The organism is Saccharothrix longispora (assembly GCF_031455225.1).
Lineage (GTDB): Bacteria > Actinomycetota > Actinomycetes > Mycobacteriales > Pseudonocardiaceae > Actinosynnema > Actinosynnema longispora.
This window is the reverse complement of record NZ_JAVDSG010000001.1, coordinates 8,141,934-8,158,114: the sequence shown is the minus strand read 5'-3', so window position 1 is coordinate 8,158,114 and position 16,181 is coordinate 8,141,934. Positions and strand designations below refer to the sequence as shown.

General features: G+C 74.1%; 14 protein-coding genes. 8 read left to right on the top strand and 6 right to left on the bottom strand.

Annotated features, from left to right (window positions below; translation table 11 throughout):
- Positions 1–12 precede the first annotated feature (12 nt).
- Genes J2S66_RS35975 through J2S66_RS35965 form a run of 3 tightly spaced genes read left to right on the top strand, consistent with a single transcriptional unit; the run spans position 13 to position 2,948 of the window.
- Positions 13–252 (top strand): acyl carrier protein, encoded by a 240-nt coding sequence (locus J2S66_RS35975; RefSeq protein WP_204841757.1) that lies wholly within the window; start codon positions 13–15, stop codon positions 250–252.
- Positions 249–1,484 (top strand): beta-ketoacyl-[acyl-carrier-protein] synthase family protein, encoded by a 1,236-nt coding sequence (locus tag J2S66_RS35970; RefSeq protein ID WP_310313975.1) that lies wholly within the window; start codon positions 249–251, stop codon positions 1,482–1,484. Before J2S66_RS35975 ends, J2S66_RS35970 begins: the two co-directional genes overlap by 4 nt.
- A 39-nt stretch (positions 1,485–1,523) precedes the next feature.
- The gene (locus tag J2S66_RS35965) at positions 1,524–2,948 is read left to right on the top strand and encodes an acyl-CoA carboxylase subunit beta (protein WP_310313973.1); all 1,425 of its coding nucleotides are present in this window, start codon (positions 1,524–1,526) and stop codon (positions 2,946–2,948) included.
- A 90-nt stretch (positions 2,949–3,038) separates the two neighbouring features.
- Here the strand turns inward: J2S66_RS35965 and J2S66_RS35960 are convergent, their stop codons facing one another.
- The gene (locus tag J2S66_RS35960; protein ID WP_310313970.1) at positions 3,039–3,617 is read right to left on the bottom strand and encodes a hypothetical protein; all 579 of its coding nucleotides are present in this window, start codon (positions 3,615–3,617) and stop codon (positions 3,039–3,041) included.
- A 500-nt stretch (positions 3,618–4,117) separates the two neighbouring features.
- Here J2S66_RS35960 and lanKC point away from each other — a divergent pair, with 500 nt between their 5' ends.
- The 4 genes from lanKC to J2S66_RS35940 all read left to right on the top strand — a co-directional run bounded on the left by lanKC (position 4,118) and on the right by J2S66_RS35940 (position 10,358).
- Positions 4,118–6,652 (top strand): class III lanthionine synthetase LanKC, encoded by a 2,535-nt coding sequence (gene lanKC / locus J2S66_RS35955; protein ID WP_310313967.1) that lies wholly within the window; start codon positions 4,118–4,120, stop codon positions 6,650–6,652.
- A gap of 38 nt (positions 6,653–6,690) precedes the next feature.
- Positions 6,691–6,852: a SapB/AmfS family lanthipeptide gene (locus tag J2S66_RS35950; RefSeq protein ID WP_310313964.1), complete on the top strand. Its 162-nt coding sequence runs from the start codon at positions 6,691–6,693 to the stop codon at positions 6,850–6,852.
- A 136-nt stretch (positions 6,853–6,988) separates the two neighbouring features.
- A complete protein-coding gene (locus J2S66_RS35945; RefSeq protein WP_310313962.1) occupies positions 6,989–8,581 on the top strand; it encodes an ABC transporter ATP-binding protein in 1,593 nt (530 codons plus the stop codon).
- Between the two features lie 79 nt (positions 8,582–8,660).
- Entirely contained in the window at positions 8,661–10,358 is a 1,698-nt protein-coding gene (locus J2S66_RS35940; RefSeq protein WP_310313959.1) for an ABC transporter ATP-binding protein, read from the top strand.
- 126 nt (positions 10,359–10,484) lie between these two features.
- Here the strand turns inward: J2S66_RS35940 and J2S66_RS35935 are convergent, their stop codons facing one another.
- Entirely contained in the window at positions 10,485–10,988 is a 504-nt protein-coding gene (locus J2S66_RS35935) for a DUF3145 domain-containing protein (RefSeq protein ID WP_306747044.1), read from the bottom strand.
- 352 nt (positions 10,989–11,340) lie between these two features.
- On the opposite strand from J2S66_RS35935, the gene J2S66_RS35930 reads away from it, so the two are divergent.
- Positions 11,341–12,588 carry a hypothetical protein gene (locus J2S66_RS35930; RefSeq protein ID WP_310313955.1) on the top strand — a complete coding sequence of 416 codons (1,248 nt, stop codon included), beginning with the start codon at positions 11,341–11,343 and terminating at the stop codon, positions 12,586–12,588.
- Positions 12,589–12,596: 8 nt separating this feature from the next.
- On the opposite strand, the gene J2S66_RS35925 is transcribed toward J2S66_RS35930, so the two are convergent.
- The 4 genes from J2S66_RS35925 to J2S66_RS35910 form a co-directional block, all read right to left on the bottom strand.
- Complete coding sequence (locus J2S66_RS35925) at positions 12,597–12,968, bottom strand: hypothetical protein (protein WP_310313952.1); 372 nt, start codon at positions 12,966–12,968, stop codon at positions 12,597–12,599.
- Between the two features lie 171 nt (positions 12,969–13,139).
- On the bottom strand, positions 13,140–14,516 hold the full coding sequence (locus J2S66_RS35920; RefSeq protein WP_310313949.1) for a dihydrolipoyl dehydrogenase family protein: 1,377 nt from the start codon (positions 14,514–14,516) through the stop codon (positions 13,140–13,142).
- Between the two features lie 36 nt (positions 14,517–14,552).
- Positions 14,553–15,119: a TetR/AcrR family transcriptional regulator gene (locus J2S66_RS35915; RefSeq protein WP_310313946.1), complete on the bottom strand. Its 567-nt coding sequence runs from the start codon at positions 15,117–15,119 to the stop codon at positions 14,553–14,555.
- A 264-nt stretch (positions 15,120–15,383) separates the two neighbouring features.
- The gene (locus J2S66_RS35910; protein WP_310313943.1) at positions 15,384–16,055 is read right to left on the bottom strand and encodes a hypothetical protein; all 672 of its coding nucleotides are present in this window, start codon (positions 16,053–16,055) and stop codon (positions 15,384–15,386) included.
- Between the last annotated feature and the right edge of the window lie 126 nt (positions 16,056–16,181).

Here is a 16,181-nt window from a genome sequence, read left to right as displayed (position 1 = left end):
AAGGGACTTTCAGTGAGCAACGAGGACATCCAGAAGGGGCTCGCCGAGATCGTCGAGGAGGTCGCCGGCGTCGAGGCGGCCGACGTGTCGGCCGACAAGTCCTTTGTGGACGACCTGGACATCGACTCGCTGTCCATGGTGGAGATCGCGGTGCAGGCCGAGGACAAGTTCGGCGTGAAGATCCCGGACGACGAGCTGGCCAACCTCAAGACCGTGGGCGATGCGGTCAACTACATCGCCAGCCACGCATGAGTGGTAGCAACGACGTCGTCGTCACCGGGCTGGGTGCCACCACCCCGCTCGGTGGCGACGTCGCCACCACCTGGGACGCCCTCCTGTCCGGGCGCAGCGGCGTCCGGACGCTGACCGCCGACTTCGTCGAGCGGTTCGAGCTGCCCGTCAAGATCGGCGCGCCCCTCGCGGTCGAACCGACCGAGGTGCTGCCCCGCGTCGAGGCCCGCAGGCTGGACCGCTGCGAGCAGGTCGCCGTGGTGGCCGCCCGCCAGGCGTGGGCCGACGCGGGGATCGCCGAGGGCGACGTCGACCTGGAGCGGTTGGGCGTCGTCGTCGGCACCGGCATCGGCGGCGCGATGACGCTGCTCGACCAGGACGACCTCATCGAGCAGTCCGGCCTGCGCAAGGTCTCGCCGCTGACCGTGCCCATGCTGATGCCCAACGGCCCGGCCGCGCACGTGGGCCTGGACCTGAAGGCCCGCGCGGGCGTGCACGCGCCGGTGTCGGCCTGCGCGTCCGGCGCCGAGGCGCTGGCCTGGGCGTGGCGGATGCTGAAGTCCGGCGAGGCGGACGTGGTCGTGGCCGGCGGCGCCGAGGCGTGCATCACCACGATCACCATGGCGGGCTTCATCCAGGCCCGGACCATGAGCACCCGCAACGACGACCCGACGGCCGCGTCGCGCCCGTTCGACGTCAACCGCGACGGGTTCGTGCTCGGCGAGGGCGCGGGCATCCTGGTGCTGGAGCGCGAGGAGTTCGCCCGGGCCCGCAGCGCGCGGATCTACGGCAAGCTCGCGGGCGTCGGCACCAGCTCCGACGGCCACCACATCACGGCGGCCGACCCGGAGGGCCTCGGCCAGTCGCGCGCCATCGCGGCGGCGATCCGCACCGCGGGCGTCGACAAGGCGGACGTGGGGCACGTGAACTGCCACGCGACGTCCACCCCGGTGGGCGACGTGATCGAGCCGCAGGCCGTGCGCCGGGCGATCGGCGACCACCCGCTGCTGACCGCGCCGAAGGGCCACCACGGGCACCTGCTGGGCGCCTCGGGCGCGGTGGAGGCGATCACCACGCTGCTGTCGGTCCGCGACGGCATCGTGCCGCCGACGCTGAACCTGGAGGACCAGGACCCGAGGGTGCAGTTGGAGGTCGTCACGGGCGAGCCGCGCAAGGTGGACCTCGTCGCGGCGGTCAACAACTCGTTCGGCTTCGGCGGGCACAACGTCTCGCTGGTCTTCACCCAAGCCTGAACCGGCCCACCAGAGCCGAGATCCACTAGGAGCTTGCCGATGACTGCCCTTGCGTCCCGACCGGCGACCCCGGAGGCGGGCGAACCCGATCCGCGCGACCCCGAGGTCCGGCTCGCGCAACTGCTGGACCCCGGTTCCATCGCACCGCTGCGCCCGCGCGACGGCAGCGGCATGTTCGCCGTCCGCGGCCGGATCAACGGCGCGAAGGTCGTGGCCTACTGCAGCGACGCCACCCGGATGGGCGGCGCGCTCGGGTCCGAGGGCTGCAGGCACATCGTGGAGGCGATCGACACCGCGGTGCGCGAGCGCACCCCGGTGATCGGCGTGTGGCACTCCGGTGGCGCCCGGCTGCCGGAGGGCGTGGAGTCGCTCGACGGCATGGGCCAGATGTTCGCCGCGATGATCCGCGCGTCCGGTCGGGTGCCGCAGATCTCCGTGGTGGTCGGCCCGGCGGCGGGTGGCGGCGCCTACGGGCCCGCGCTGACCGACGTGGTGATCATGGCCCCGGCCGGCAAGGTCTTCGTGACCGGGCCGGACGTGGTGCGCTCGGTGACCGGTGAGCAGATCGACATGGACGGCCTGGGCGGCGCGGAGGCGCACGGCCGCAAGTCGGGCGTGGTGCACGTCATCGCCTCCGACGAGCCGGACGCCTACGCCCGCGCCCGCCGGATCACCGGCCTGTTCGCCCAGCCGGGCGTGTTCGACCTGCACTCGGTGCAGGACGGGGACGACCTGCGGGCGCTGCTGCCGGAGCAGCCGCAGCGGGCCTACGACGTGAAGCCGCTGGTGAACGCGATCCTCGACGACGACTCGTTCGAGGAGCTCCAGGCCAAGTGGGCGCCCAACATCGTGGTCGGCCTCGGCCGGCTCGGCGGGCGCACGGTCGGCGTGATGGCGAACAACCCGATCCGCAAGGGCGGCTGCCTGGACTCGCTGTCGGCGGAGAAGGCGGCGCGGTTCGTGCGGATGTGCGACGCGTTCGGCGTGCCGCTGCTGGTGCTGGTGGACGTGCCGGGCTACCTGCCGGGCGTCGGCCAGGAGTGGGACGGCGTCGTGCGGCGTGGCGCGAAGCTGCTGCACGCGTTCGGCGAGGCCGTGGTGCCGCGGGTGACCCTGGTGACCCGCAAGTCGTACGGCGGCGCGTACATCGCGATGAACTCGCGCTCGCTGGGCGCCACGGCGGTGTTCGCGTGGCCGATCGCCGAGGTGGCCGTGATGGGCGCCAAGGCGGCCGTCGGCATCCTGCACCGCAAGAAGCTGGCGGCGGTGCCGGACGAGGAGCGCGAGGCGCTGCACGCGAAGCTCGTCGAGGAGCACGAGCGCATCGCGGGCGGCGTGGACCGGGCCATCGCGATCGGCGTGGTGGACGAGGTCGTGGAGCCCACGAGGACGCGGCGCAAGCTGGCGGAGGCCCTGGCGGCGGCGCCGGCCGGCCGTGGCGCGCACGGCAACATCCCGCTGTAGGTCGTTCCGCGGTCGCCCGCGCGAAGGTGTCGATGGGGTCGCTCACGTCGGGGGGCGACCCCATCGCCGTGCCCGGGGTCGGGTCGGGCGTCAGCAGGCCTCGGACTGGGACGAGCGCCCCTCGGTGCCCAGGTCGACGCGCCACGCGCCGCGCTCCAGCTCCAGCGGGTAGACCACGCGCCACTCGATGCAGTCCGACTGGAGGTCGGCGGGCGCGTCGGCCAGGTCCTGGGTGCTGGTGAGCGTCATCAGGACGCGCAGCCTGGTCGGGCCGACCACCTCGATGCGGTGCACGAGGATCGAGCCGTCGGCGGACGTCCGGTAGTCGTCCAGCCACTTCTGCCGGCTCAGCGTGGCGACGCGCTCGGCCGTGACGGCCTTCGTCCACAGCTCGTAGTCGCGGTTGTTGATCGAGTCGAACAGCCGCTGGAGCACCTCGTGGACGCGCTGCCCCTCCGGGTGGAGGGAGGCGTCGACGCTCAGCTGCACGACGCCGCTGCCCGGTTGGGCGCTGCGCGGCACCGACTCGCCGGTCCCGGTGCCCGGCACCGCGATCTGGTCACCCGGCACGACGGGGGGCCGCTGGTACACCTCGCGCGCGGCCACGCCGACGCCGGCGGTCGCGGCGGCGATCACGAGCACCAGGGGCAGCAGCACGCGCGAGGACACGTCCCCGAGCCTGCCACAGCCCACCCGCCCACCCCGTCGTCACCCGGAAGTCGCAGCGCCGACCCCGAGTTCTGCGGTTTGGGCGAGGTCGGGTGCGGTTCTCCGTCGGAGTTCGACGGAAAACTTTCAAGACCCACGCACCCCATTGGGGGATCAGACCGCAAACAATGCGCTCGTCCCCCGATGGGAGCAACTCCGCCACAATCGGTGATCACCTGCGTGATTGAGCGGAGAACATCACATAACGCCTGGTCGAGGGTTGGCCGACAAATGGACAAGCCCATGCCGTTTAGGCACGGCGCAAGACGTCTCGGCTCACTCGACCGGAGCTAAACATGGCGTTCGGGTGGTATTTCCGGCGAGCGACCACCACCGGTAGGAGATCCGCCGAAGTCGACCTTCACGAACGGACGCACGAACTCCCCGATATGGCGGATTGGCACTCTAGTGACAAGCATGCGGGAATATGCCGGTCAAGGAAAACGAGGAGGCGAATTCCGGTGGATCTCCGCTATGAGGCGTACTGCTTCGCGGATCGTCTCTTCTACGACGTGCAAAACGGCGCGGAAACGTCCCGGGACGATTTTTCGCAACTGCTCCCCGCCGTGCCCGAGGGCTGGACGCAGGCCGACCGCAACATCTGGCGCCACCTGCACCCGAACGGTGTGGTGCTGCCGAAGCAGGGGTGGAAGATCCACGTCTCGGCGACCGTCCTGAACGCGGCCGAAGTCCTGCTGGCGTCCTTCGAGTACCTCACCGCCCGCCGCATCCCGTTCAAATACCTGCGCACCCACTCGATCGTGCTGGCGCGCAACTCGAAATACGCCCCGCGGGAGGGCAGCGGAAAGCTCATCACGATCTACCCGGCCGACGACGACCAGTTGGAGCGCGTCCTCGCCGAGCTTTCCGAGATCTTGAGGGGACAACCGGGGGCGTACATCCTCAGTGACCTGCGCTACGGTGCCGGCCCCCTGTTCGTCCGCTACGGCGGTTTCGTCGAGCAGTGGCTGGAGAAGGACGGCAAGCGCGTGCTGGCCATCGAGGGGCCGGACGGCGCCCTCGTGCCCGACCAGCGCAAGCCCGTGTTCTGGGTGCCGGACTGGGTGGCGCTGCCCGCGTGCCTGGAGGAGCACCTGGCCGCGCGCCGGGCCGGCAGCGCGGACGACTTCCCGTACCGGGTGCTCCGCTCGCTGCACTTCTCCAACGGCGGCGGCGTGTACGAGGCGGTCCGCAAGTCCGACGACCGGCGGGTGGTGCTCAAGGAGGCCAGGCCGCACTCGGGCCTGGACCGGATGAACGTCGACGCGGTCGCCCGGCTGCGCCGCGAGCACGAGATGCTGGCCAGGGTCGCCGGCGTCCCCGGCGTGCCCGAGGTGTTCGAGCGCTTCACCGCGTGGGAGCACGAGTTCATGGCCATGTCCGAGGTGCCCGGCCGCCCGCTCGGCCAGTGGCTCGGCCACCACTACCCGCTGACCCACCACGAGGTCGACGACGAGGTGGTCACCGCCTACACCGGGCGCGCGCTGAAGATCGTCGCCGACGTCGAGCGGATCATCGGGGACGTGCACGACCGCGGCGTGGTGTTCTGCGACCTGCACCCCCTCAACGTCCTGGTGGACGACGACGACCGGGTGTCGCTGATCGACTTCGAGCTGGCGTTCGGCGTCGAGGAGGACGGCAAGCCCACGCTCGGCTCGCCCGGCTTCCAGGCGCCGCCGGACCGCAGCGGCTTCGAGATCGACGAGCACGCCCTGGCCGCGCTGCGCCTGTACCTGTTCCTGCCGCTCAACGCCGTCATCGAGCTCGCGCCGGTGAAGCTGCGCTCCCACGTCGACTTCATCCGGCGGCGGTTCGGCCTGTCCGACGAGTACTGCGCGAAGGTCCTCGCCGGCCTGGAGCGCCGCGTCGACCCGCCGACCGGGCCGACGACGACCGTGCTGGACGGGCCGGAGCCGGACCTGCCGGTGGTGCTCAAGACGGTCGCCGAGGCGATCCTGGCCAGCGCCACCCCGCGGCGCACCGACCGGCTGTTCCCCGGCGACGTGGAGCAGTTCGAGACCGGCGGCGCGACCTTCGGCCACGGCGCGGCGGGCGTGCTGCACGCGCTGGACGTCGCCGGTCAGGGCAGGTTCCCCGACCACGAGCGGTGGCTGCTGGACGCCGTGCGCCGCGACCCGCCGAAGGAGCCCGGCTTCCTCGCCGGCGCCCACGGCATCGCGCACGTGCTGGAGAACTTCGGCCACCACGACCTGGCGGGCGAGCTGGTCCACTCCTACGCCGCGATGGTGCCCGGCACCGAGGACCACGGCTTCGGCGCGGGCCTCGCGGGCATCGGGCTCAACCTGCTGCACTTCGCCGCCACGCGCGGTGACGAGACGTACGCCGGGCAGGCGGTGGAGCTGGGCGAGCGGCTGGACGCGGCGCTCGCGAACGCCGCGCCGCCCGGTGACAAGGCCCGCGCGGGCTTGGAGCACGGTTGGTCCGGGCCCGCGCTGCTCTTCCTGCGCCTGTTCGAGCGCACCGGCGACCGGCGCTGGTTGGACGCGGGCGTCACGGCGCTGGAGCGCGACCTCGACGAGACGATGATCGCGCTGGACGGTTCCACGCAGGTCCGGGACGGCAACTTCCGCACCCTGCCCTACGTCGGCGTCGGCAGCGCGGGCATCGCCCTGGTGCTCAACGAGTTCCGCCTGGTCGAACCGGACCTGCCGGTGGTGGCGAAGCTGCCGGAGCTGGTCGGCGGCACGACCGGCGAGTTCGTCGTCCAGCCCGCGCTGATGCTGGGCCGGGCCGGTCTGCTCGCCACCCTCGTCCACACCGGCGGACCGCGGCACGCGATCGAGCGGCACGTGGCCGGGCTCGCCTGGCACGCCGTGCCCTACCAGGGCGGCCTGGCGTTCCCCGGCATCCAGCTCCGGCGGCTGTCGATGGACCTCGGCACCGGCGGCGCGGGCGTGCTCCTGGCGCTCGCCACCCTCGCGAACGGCACACCCGTGCTGCCGTTCCTCACAGCCCCGGCCCTCCCGGGTCGGTAGCAGTAACCCTTTCCCAATCCCCCGAAAGAGGAGTCACGATGGACTTCATCCTCGACCTGCAGGACATGGAGACCCCCGAGGCCCAGTCCAACGCGATGGCGTCGGGCGGCAGCAGCGGCGGTGGCGGCAGCACGACCGCGTCCAACCTGTCCCTGCTGGGCGTCTGCAGCCACTCGACCCTGAGCGTCGTCGCCTGCTGACCAGGTCACACGACCGGAGCCGGTGAGCGGCGCAGGCGAAGTGCGCCGCTCACCGGGTCCTGCTCCTCCCGCGGGGGTCCGACGGTTCGCGCCGTCGGGCCCCCGCGCACATGATGCGCCCCCGCTAGGAGACCGGATGCTGCTGTCCTCGGTCGTGCGCCGCGACCCCCGCTGGCTGCTGCTGGCGCTCAACGCGCTGCTGGCCACCACGGCGGGGCTGCTGCTGCCGACCGCCCTGGCCGCCGCGGTCGACGCGGCGCTGGGCGGCCGGCTCGACGGCGGCACCGTGCTGTGGCTGGTCGGGCTCGCGGGCGTGGAGCTGGTGGGCGACGCGGTCGGCGTGGTGCTGGCGGCCTCGATCACCGCGCGCGGTGCGGCGTGGCTGCGCCGCCGGCTGACCGCGCACCTGCTGGCGATCGGGCACCCCGCGCGGTTCGAGGCCGGTGACGCGGTGAGCCGGGTGACCGGTGACAGCGCCATCGCGGGCGGGGTCGCGGTGCTCGCGGTGAATCTCGGCGTCTCCGTGCTCACGGCGGGCGGCGCGGTCGTCGCGCTGGCCCTGCTGGACTGGCGGCTGGCCGCGGTGTTCCTGCTGAGCGTGCCGCTGGCGGCGCTGCTGGTGCGCTCGCACCTGCGGCTGACCGCGGAGGACGTGGCGACCTACCAGGAGGTGTCCGGCGAGCTGTCCGCACGGCTCGTGGACGCGGTGGGCGGGCTGCGCACGATCGCCGCCTCCGGTCGGGCCGACCAGGAGGCCGAGCGGGTGCTGCGGCCGCTGCCGAGGCTCTCGGGCGCCGGGGCCGGCATGTGGCGCACCCAGGCGCGGATGATCTGGCGGGCCGGGCTGCTGCTGCCCGCCGTGGAGCTGACCGTGCTGGTCGCCGCCGGGTTCGGCGTGGTCGCGGGCCGGTTGAGCGTCGGTGACGTGCTGGCCGCGCTGGGGTACGCGGCGCTGGGGATGGCGGTGGTCGGCCAGGCCACCGTGCTGACCGCGCTGCAACGCGCGCGGGCGTCGGCGGCGCGCCTGGCGGAGGTGCTCGACGCGCCGGTGCCGACCACCACGCCGCCGGGAGCCGCCCCGCCCGGCGAGGTGTCGCTGCGCGGGGTGTGCGTGCCGGACGCGCTGCACGACGTGGACCTGACCGTGCCGGCGGGCGCGTTCGTGGCCGTGGTGGGCAGGTCGGGCGCGGGCAAGTCGGCGCTGGCGGCGGTGATCGGCGGGCTGGCCGAGCCGTCCGCGGGCGAGGTGCGGCGCGGCGGGTCGGTCGGCTACGCGTTCGAGCGGCCCGCGCTGGTCGGCACGACGGTCGCCGACGCGGTCCGCTACGGCACAACCGCCGGCGACGAGGCGGTGGAGGCCGCGTGCCGCGCCGCCCAGGTGCACGACGTGGTGGTGCGGCTGCCGTCCGGTTACGCGACGCCGGTGCCGGACGCGCCGATGTCCGGTGGCGAGGCGCAGCGGCTGGGCCTGGCGCGCGCCTTCGTGCGCGACCCGGCGGTGCTCGTGCTCGACGACGCGACGGCGAGCCTGGACGTGGTGACGGAGAACGCGGTGGAGACGGCGGTGGAGACGGCGCTGCCCGGCCGGACGAGGGTCGTGGTGACGCACCGCGCGGCGACCGCGCGGCGGGCCGACCTGGTCGTGTGGCTCGACGAGGGCCGGGTGCGCGCGACGGGCGCCCACCACGAGCTGTGGGGCGATGACGGGTACCGGGCGGTGTTCGGGTGAGGCCCGGCGCCGTTCCGCGCACCGCCGTTCCGCGCACCGCCGCGCACCAGATCCCGGGGCGAGACCACGAGGTGATCCGATGACCTACCTGCGGGCGTTGCGCGAACAGCGGCGCGGCATCGCGGTGCTGCTCGGCTGGTCGGTGCTGGAGGGCGTGCCGGCGCTGCTGTCCGGCCGGCTCGTCGGGCTCGCCGTGGACCGCGGGTTCGCGGCCGGGCGGCCGTGGGTCGGCGTGGCGTGGCTGCTGGCGTTCGCGGCGTGCGCGGTGCTCGGCGGGTTCGGGCTGCGGCAGGTGTTCGCGCGCCTGGGCGCGGTGGTGGAGCCGCTGCGGGACGCGCTGGTGCGGCAGGTCGTGCGCGGCGTCCTGCACGGCGGCACGCACGCGCGGCAACCCGACGCGAGCGCCGTCGCCCGGATCACCCGGCACGTCGAGGTGGTGCGCGACGCCACCGCCGGCGTGCTGGTGCAGGCCCGCGCGCTGCTGGTCACCACGGCGGCGGCGCTGGTCGGGCTGGCCGTGACGGTGTCGTCGCTGGCCTGGCTCGTGGTCCTGCCGGTGGTGGCGGCGCTGGTGCTGTTCGGCCTGCTGCTGCCGTCACTGGCGCGCGGGCAGCGGCGGCTGGTGATGGCCGACGAGGGCACGGCCACCGCGGCGGGCACGGTGTTCCTGGGCGTGCGGGACGTGGTCGCGGTCGACGGCGCGGGGCACGCGCTGGCCGACGTGGTGGCGCAGGTGGACCGGCAGGCGGCGGCGACCGTGCGGATGGCGTGGTCCACGGCGCTGCGCGGCGTGGTGATCGCGCTCGGCGGGTTCGCGCCGCTGGTGCTGCTGCTGGTCGTCGCGCCCGGCATGGTGCGCTCGGGCGAGCTGACCGCGGGCGGCGTGCTGGGCGCGGTCGTGTACCTGAGCACGAGCGTGCAGCCCGCGCTGCGGCGGCTGGCGGACACGACGAGCACGGTGGTGCTGCGGCTGGTGGTGGCGCTGCGGCGGTTGGCCGAGGCCGCCCCGGAACCCGTCGTGGTGGGCGGCGACGCCGAACCCGCCGGGCACGCCGTGGAGCTGCGCGGGGTGACGTTCGGCTGGAGCCCCACCGCGGAACCCGTCGTGCGCTCGCTGGACCTGGTGCTGCCGGAGGGCTCCCACCTGGCGGTCGTCGGCCCGAGCGGCATCGGCAAGTCGACGTTGGCGGGCCTGGTCACCGGGCTCGTCGAACCGCAGGGCGGCGAGGTCCTCTTCGGCGGCGCGCCCGTGCGGTCGGTGGTCGCGGAGGTGCGGCACCGGAGGATCGCCCTGGTGCCGCAGGAGACGTACCTGTTCACCGGGACGGTGCGGGAGAACCTCGCGCTGCTCGCCCCGGACGCGTCGGACGCCGCGCTGCTGGAGGCGGTGGCGGCGGTCGGCGCGGCCGACGTGCTGGCCCGCCTGGGCGGGCTGGCCGGGCAGGTGGGCCACGCGGGCGGCGGGCTGTCGACCGGCGAGGCGCAGCTGCTGGCCGCCGCGCGGGTCTACGCCTCGGCGGCCGACGTGGTGATCCTGGACGAGGCGACGTCGTCGCTGGACCCGGCGGCCGAGGCCGTGGTGGAGCGGGCCTTCGCGGCGCGCGGCGGCACGCTGGTGGTGATCGCGCACCGGCTGTCCTCGGCGCTGCGGGCGGAGCGGGTGCTGGTGATGGACGGCGGACCGCCGCTGCTGGGCGGCCACGACGAGCTGATGGCCGGCTCGGTCCTGTACCGGGACCTCATGGCGGCCTGGCAACCCGCGCCCGCGGCGGGCTGACCCGGGCGCGTTCCGTCCACACAGGACGAAGGGTGCGCCGGCCGGAGCAGCCGATCACCCTCCCGGGTGAGCCGGGCGGACCGACCGGACCCGCGGCACCGGCGTGCGGTGCCGCGGACCGGCGGATCAACCGACGCGGTGCAGCCAGGTCACCGGTGCGCCGTCGCCGGCACGCCGGAAGGGCTCCAGCGCGTCGTCCCACGCGGCGCCGAGGATCTCGTCCACGCCGTGCGCGAACGACTCCCCGCCGCGGCTGCGCGCGGCCAGGGCGCGCAGCTGGTCCTCGGACACGACGATGTCGCCGTTGGCGCTCGTGCGGGCGTGCCACAGGCCCAGCACGGGCACGAAGCAGTACCGCACGCCGTCCACGCCCGGACTCGGGTCCTCCGTCACCTCGAACCTGAGCATCGGCCACGCCCTGAGCGCGGACACGAGTCTGGCCCCGGTGCCGGCGTCGCCGGACCAGTTGCATTCGGCGCGCAACTGCCCTGGCGCCGCGGGCTGCGCCGCCCACTTGAGGTCCGCTCGCTCACCGAGGGTGCCCGAGATCGCCCACTCGACGTGCGGACAGACCGCAGACGGCGACGAGTGGACGTAGACCACGCCACTGGTGCTGCCACGGGTGCTCACAGCTGACCTCCGCTACTCGACGAGGGACGTCTTCCCCTACGACCTCTCGAGAACAGTGGACGATCTTGTGAATTCCCGACCCGGCCATTCTGCCCGGTGCGGCGGCGGTCCGCCAGAAGAACCAGCCCGTTCCCCGTCGGGGCGGTGCGGATACAGGACTTTCGACCCCAAATCGCGGACTTCCCGCCCTCGCGCACACCGGGATGTCACCTTCCGGGGTCGTTCCGACACGCCGACGTGATCGGCGCGGGACCGGTGACGGCTGTCACGGATGGCCGAAACCCGGTGCGCGCGCGGCCGGCGGACCCTCGTCGGCGCTACCGTGTCCGCCCGTGAGGAACGGTGGGGTCTTGTGCGGCTGATCCGGCTCGGGAGCGAACCCTCGACGATCGGCGCGGACGTGCGCGCCGCCCTCAGCACGTGGGGCGCGGGCGACGCGGTGCTCGGCGGCGTCGCGCTGCTCGGCGTGCGCCCGCCGGACTGCCCGCGCGAGCTGGACGCCGTCATCGTGCTGCCGCGCGGGGTGCTCGTGGTGGTCGGGGTCGACCTGCCCGACCCGGCGGTGCGCCTGGAGGCGCCGCTGAACGGCCGGTGGACCATCGACGGCTGGCCGCTCACCCGCCCGGACGGCGTGCTCAGCCCGGCCGGCGAGGCGCTGGAGGCCACCAAGGCCGTCGCCAGGCGCATCCAGGACATGCGCGGCGAGCCGCTGCCGGTGACCACCGTGGTGGCCGTCGGCCCGTACGTCGGCCACGTCGTGCAGCCGTCGGCGGACCTCAACCGGGGCGTGCGGGTGCTGCACCCCAAGCCCACCACGCTGCTGACCGCCGCCCGCGAGCTGGCCACCAGCGACCGGCCCTGCTCGGCCGACCACGCGGCCAAGCTCGTCGCCGTGCTCGCGCCGACCGGCGTGCCGCCCGCGCGGCCGGACCTGGTCGCCGAGGGCTTCTCCGACGCGGCGGCCGACCTCGCCTCCGCGAGCACCGTGCTGCTGCCGAAGGTCGTGCCCTCCCCACCCCGCCCCCGGTGGCTGCCGTACGCGGCCGCCGCCGCGGTGGTCGTGCTGGTCGTGGTCGCCCTGATCCTCCTGCTGTCACCGGGCGACGCCACCGAGAGCGCGGGACCGGCCGACCGGACGCCCCAGCCGACCACCGTCGTCGTCGACGGCCGCAGCTTCTCGCCGCGCGGGGCGGACCGCACCGACGACTGCGCCGGGCACGCGTTCGGCGACGTCCGGGCGTGGTTGGCCGGGCACGTGTGCATGCAGCTGCGGCGGGCCCAGTACGAGACCTCCGCGGACGGCCGCAAGCTCGGCGTGGCGCTGGCCGAGCTGAGCCTGCCCGACGCCACGCGGGCGGGCGAGCTGCACGCGGTGGCGTCGGCGGTGGGCGCGGGCGGTGTCACCGCGCTGGTCAAGGAGGGCAGGGGGTGGTCCGGCGGTCCGGCGTCGTTCGACCGCTCCGCGATCCGCGTGGTGGTCAAGGGCGCGCAGGTGCGCATCGCGCAGGCGGTGTGGGTCGAGGGCGGCTCGGACCCGGGGGACGCCGAGCTGGGCCGGCTCGCCGAGCAGGCGCTGCGGTTGCCCGTCACCCAGGAGTAGCGCCGGGGTCAGCGGCCGGTGCGGGCCATGCCGACGGCGATCAACCCGAACGCCACGTGCAGCACGATCACCAGGCCCGCCACCGCGTTCAGCGACTCCGTGCCCGGTTTGCCCGCCACCGCGCCCAGGGAGACCAGCCACCCGCCGACCGCCACCGCGAACCCGGCGAGCAGCACCGGCTGCGGCACGTGGGCGAGGCACAGCAGCGCGTGCGACCGCGCGCGGAGCAGCGTGTGCAGCACGACCGGCACGACGAGGAAACCCGGCACGTGGACCGCGATCGGCGGCCACGACGGCCCGCCGGGCAGGAAGGTCGTGACGATCACGAAGGCGCACCACAGCACCGCGCCGATCGCGAGAGCCACGGTTCCTCGGGTCACCAGGGCAGTGTAATGACGCTGAGTGGCTCTTTCGGCAGAGAGACGCAGGATGGCGGCAGCAGGGGTAGGGCAGTCGGAGCAGCATGAACCCGATCTAGTGACGGGCGGTATACCGGGGGTGGCCGTTCGGGTGAATATGCACGGTTCCCGCCCGTCGTCCGGGAAATCCGGCTAGAGGCCGTACGCCTCCAGCAGGCGCAGCCACACCTCGCTGATCGTCGGGTAGGCGGGCACCGCGTGCCACAGCCGGTCGACGGTCACCTCGCCGACGATCGCGATGGTCGCCGCGTGCAGCATCTCGGCCACGTCCGGACCGGCGAACGTGACGCCGACGAGCGTCCGCTTCCGCTCGTCCACCACCATCCGCGCCTTGCCGCGGTAGCCGTCGGCGTGCAGCGAGGACCCCGCCACGGCGATGTCCAGGTCGATCACCCGGACGTCGAGGCCGGCCTCGCGCGCCTGCGCCTCGGTGCGGCCGACGAACGCGACCTCGGGGTCGGTGAACACCACCTGCGGCACGGCGGTGTGGTCGGCGGTGGCGACCGGGGTCGTCCACGGCTCGGGGTCGACCGCGCCGGTCACGATCGCCGTGCCGACCGCGCGGGCGGCGTACTTGCCCTGGTGCGTGAGCAGCGCGCGGCCCGTGACGTCGCCCGCCGCGTACAGCCAGTCCACTCCGGACACCCGGCCGGTGTCGTCGACCGGGAGCGCCTCGCCCGCCCGGAAGCCGAACTCCTCCACGCCCAGGTCGAACGTCGCGGGCTGCCGCCCGGTCGCGACGAGCAGGTGCGCGCCGGACACCGTCTCTCCGGTGGACAGCTCCAGCGCGGTGCCGCCGTCCGTCGTGGACACGCCGACCGCGCGGGCGCCGGTGACGACGCGCACGCCGTCCTCGCGCAGCCCTTCGACGACCAGGTCGCCCGCGAACGCCTCGAACTTCGGCAGGGGCCGCTCGCCGGACACCACCAGGGTCACCGAGGACCCCAGGCGCGCCCAGGCCTGCGCCATCTCCACGCCGACGACGCCGCCGCCGAGCACGACCAGCGAGGTGGGCACCTGCCGCGCCGCGGTCGCCTCCCGCGAGGTCCAGTACTCGCCCAGGCCGGGCAGGTCCGGGATGCGCGGCACGCTGCCCGTGCACACGACGACCGCGCGCGACGCGGTCAGGACCCGGCCGTCGACGGAGACGCGCCGTTCGCCGGCCAGGCGGCCGCGGCCGCGCACGACGGTCAGCCCGGCGCCCTCGGCCCACTCGACCTGTCCCGAGTCGTCCCAGTCGGAGGTGAAGCCGTTGCGCCGCGCGAGCACAGCGGCGGCGTCGAGCGCGTCGCCCACCGGCACACCCGGCACGCGGCGGGCGGCCGCGAGCGCGTGACCGGGGCGCAGCAGCGCCTTGCTGGGCATGCACGCCCAGTAGGAGCACTCGCCGCCGACCAGTTCCGCCTCGACCAGCGCGGTGCGCAGGCCACCGGCGGCGGTCCGGGCCGCGGCGTTCTCGCCCACCGGGCCGCCGCCGATCACGATCACGTCGAAGTCGTCGTCACTCACCGCCCCACCCCACACCACCCCGGGCGGAGCGGCAAGTCACTCCGGGTCGAAGACCTCCGCGAGCATCCCGAGGATCACGCCGTCGGCGGTGCGGAGGACGACCGCCCGCTCGTCGGGCTCCACCCGTTCGGCGAGCTTGTACATGGCGTCCGCGGTCTGCGCCGCCATGCGGAACATCAGGGTGACCGGCGCGCTCCCGCGCACCGCGAACCGGCCGAGGAACAGGTCGCGGAGCCGTTCGGCCATCAGCTCGTACTGGTCCACCGACGAGTCGAGCCGGTGCCCGTCGAGCAGGTCGCTGAACCGCACCCGCCCGAACCCCGGCAGCTCGACCAGCATGCGCATGTAGACGGCGACGACCTGCTGCACCGCTTCCCGCCAGGTCGGGGCCAGCCGCCCCTCGGTGAACAGGGCCTGCACCCGCCCGAGGTACTCCTCCATGCCGCGCAGCGCCAGGGCGTGCACGACGGAACGCTTGTCCGGGAAGTATTGGTAGAACGATCCGATTGGCACGCCTGCCAGCTCGACGATCCGGGCGGTGGTGATGTCGTCGTAGTCGTAGTCGTTGAGCAGGGTCGCGCAGGCATCGACAATCGCGGTCACCGTGGCGGCCCCGCGCTGCTGAACGGGCTGACGCCGCATCACCTTGGCTAAGCGGTTTTCGGCGGGGTTTTCATGCACGCGCTCATCTTGATGGATACGGACCGGTAAGCCCAAACAGACGATTCCGGAATGTGATGTGAGTACTACTCGCATTCGTTCGCGACAAGCCGCCCCGGACGCGATTCTTGCGGAAAGCGGGGGGAATTGTTGGAGTGCAGAACTATTTCCCGACAACGTTCGCCGCCCCGCGGACCGGGGCGGCCCTCAGCTCCCCGCGCGCGGCACCGGGAGCGGTTCCGGCAGGTCACCGGGCGTGCCGGCCGGACGCGTCCGTTCAGCGGAGGCCGGGCGCGCGATCGGCGTGCGCGCGGGACGCGGCGGTCGGGTGAGGTAGGGCGCGACCAAACGGGCGAGCGCGAGCCCCGGGGCGACCAGCGGCACGACCGCCGACAGCGCCACCGCCGTCGCGCCCGCCCGGGCCACGTCCTTCGGCATCACCACCACCCGGTCCACCACGAACGCCCGCCGGCCGGGGATCGACACCAGGCCCATGACCGCCAGGAAGACCGCGAGCACCAGCAGCGCCCACTTCACCGCCTCGTAGCCGACGTCCTGCGCGGCGGCCATCACGGCGAGCCAGCCGAGCGGCGCCGACGCCTGCCGCCGGGGGCTCGTCATCGCCCACAGCAGGCCGCCCGCCACCGCGAGCGGACCCGTGCGCCCGGCGCACCACCCGGCCGCGGCGTCGAGCCACCCCGTGGGCAGCCCGGCCCAGCGCGCCGGCAGCACGTCCAGCGGGCTCGGCGCGCCGGACACCTGGCCCACCACCCAGGCCAGCGACCACACCGACACGACGACCGTGAACGCGAGCTGCCACCTCGGCCGGTCCACCGCGACGCGGGCGAGCCCGGCCAGCTCCTGGCGCTGTTCCCTCACACCTCCACAGCGTGCCGGGTGATCGCCGGACCGGTGTCCGGTTTCACCCGCGTGCCCGCGCGGACCCCTCGACGGGCGGCACGGCCCCTCACCCGCCGTGCCGACGCGGGCACCCGTGCGGCCGCA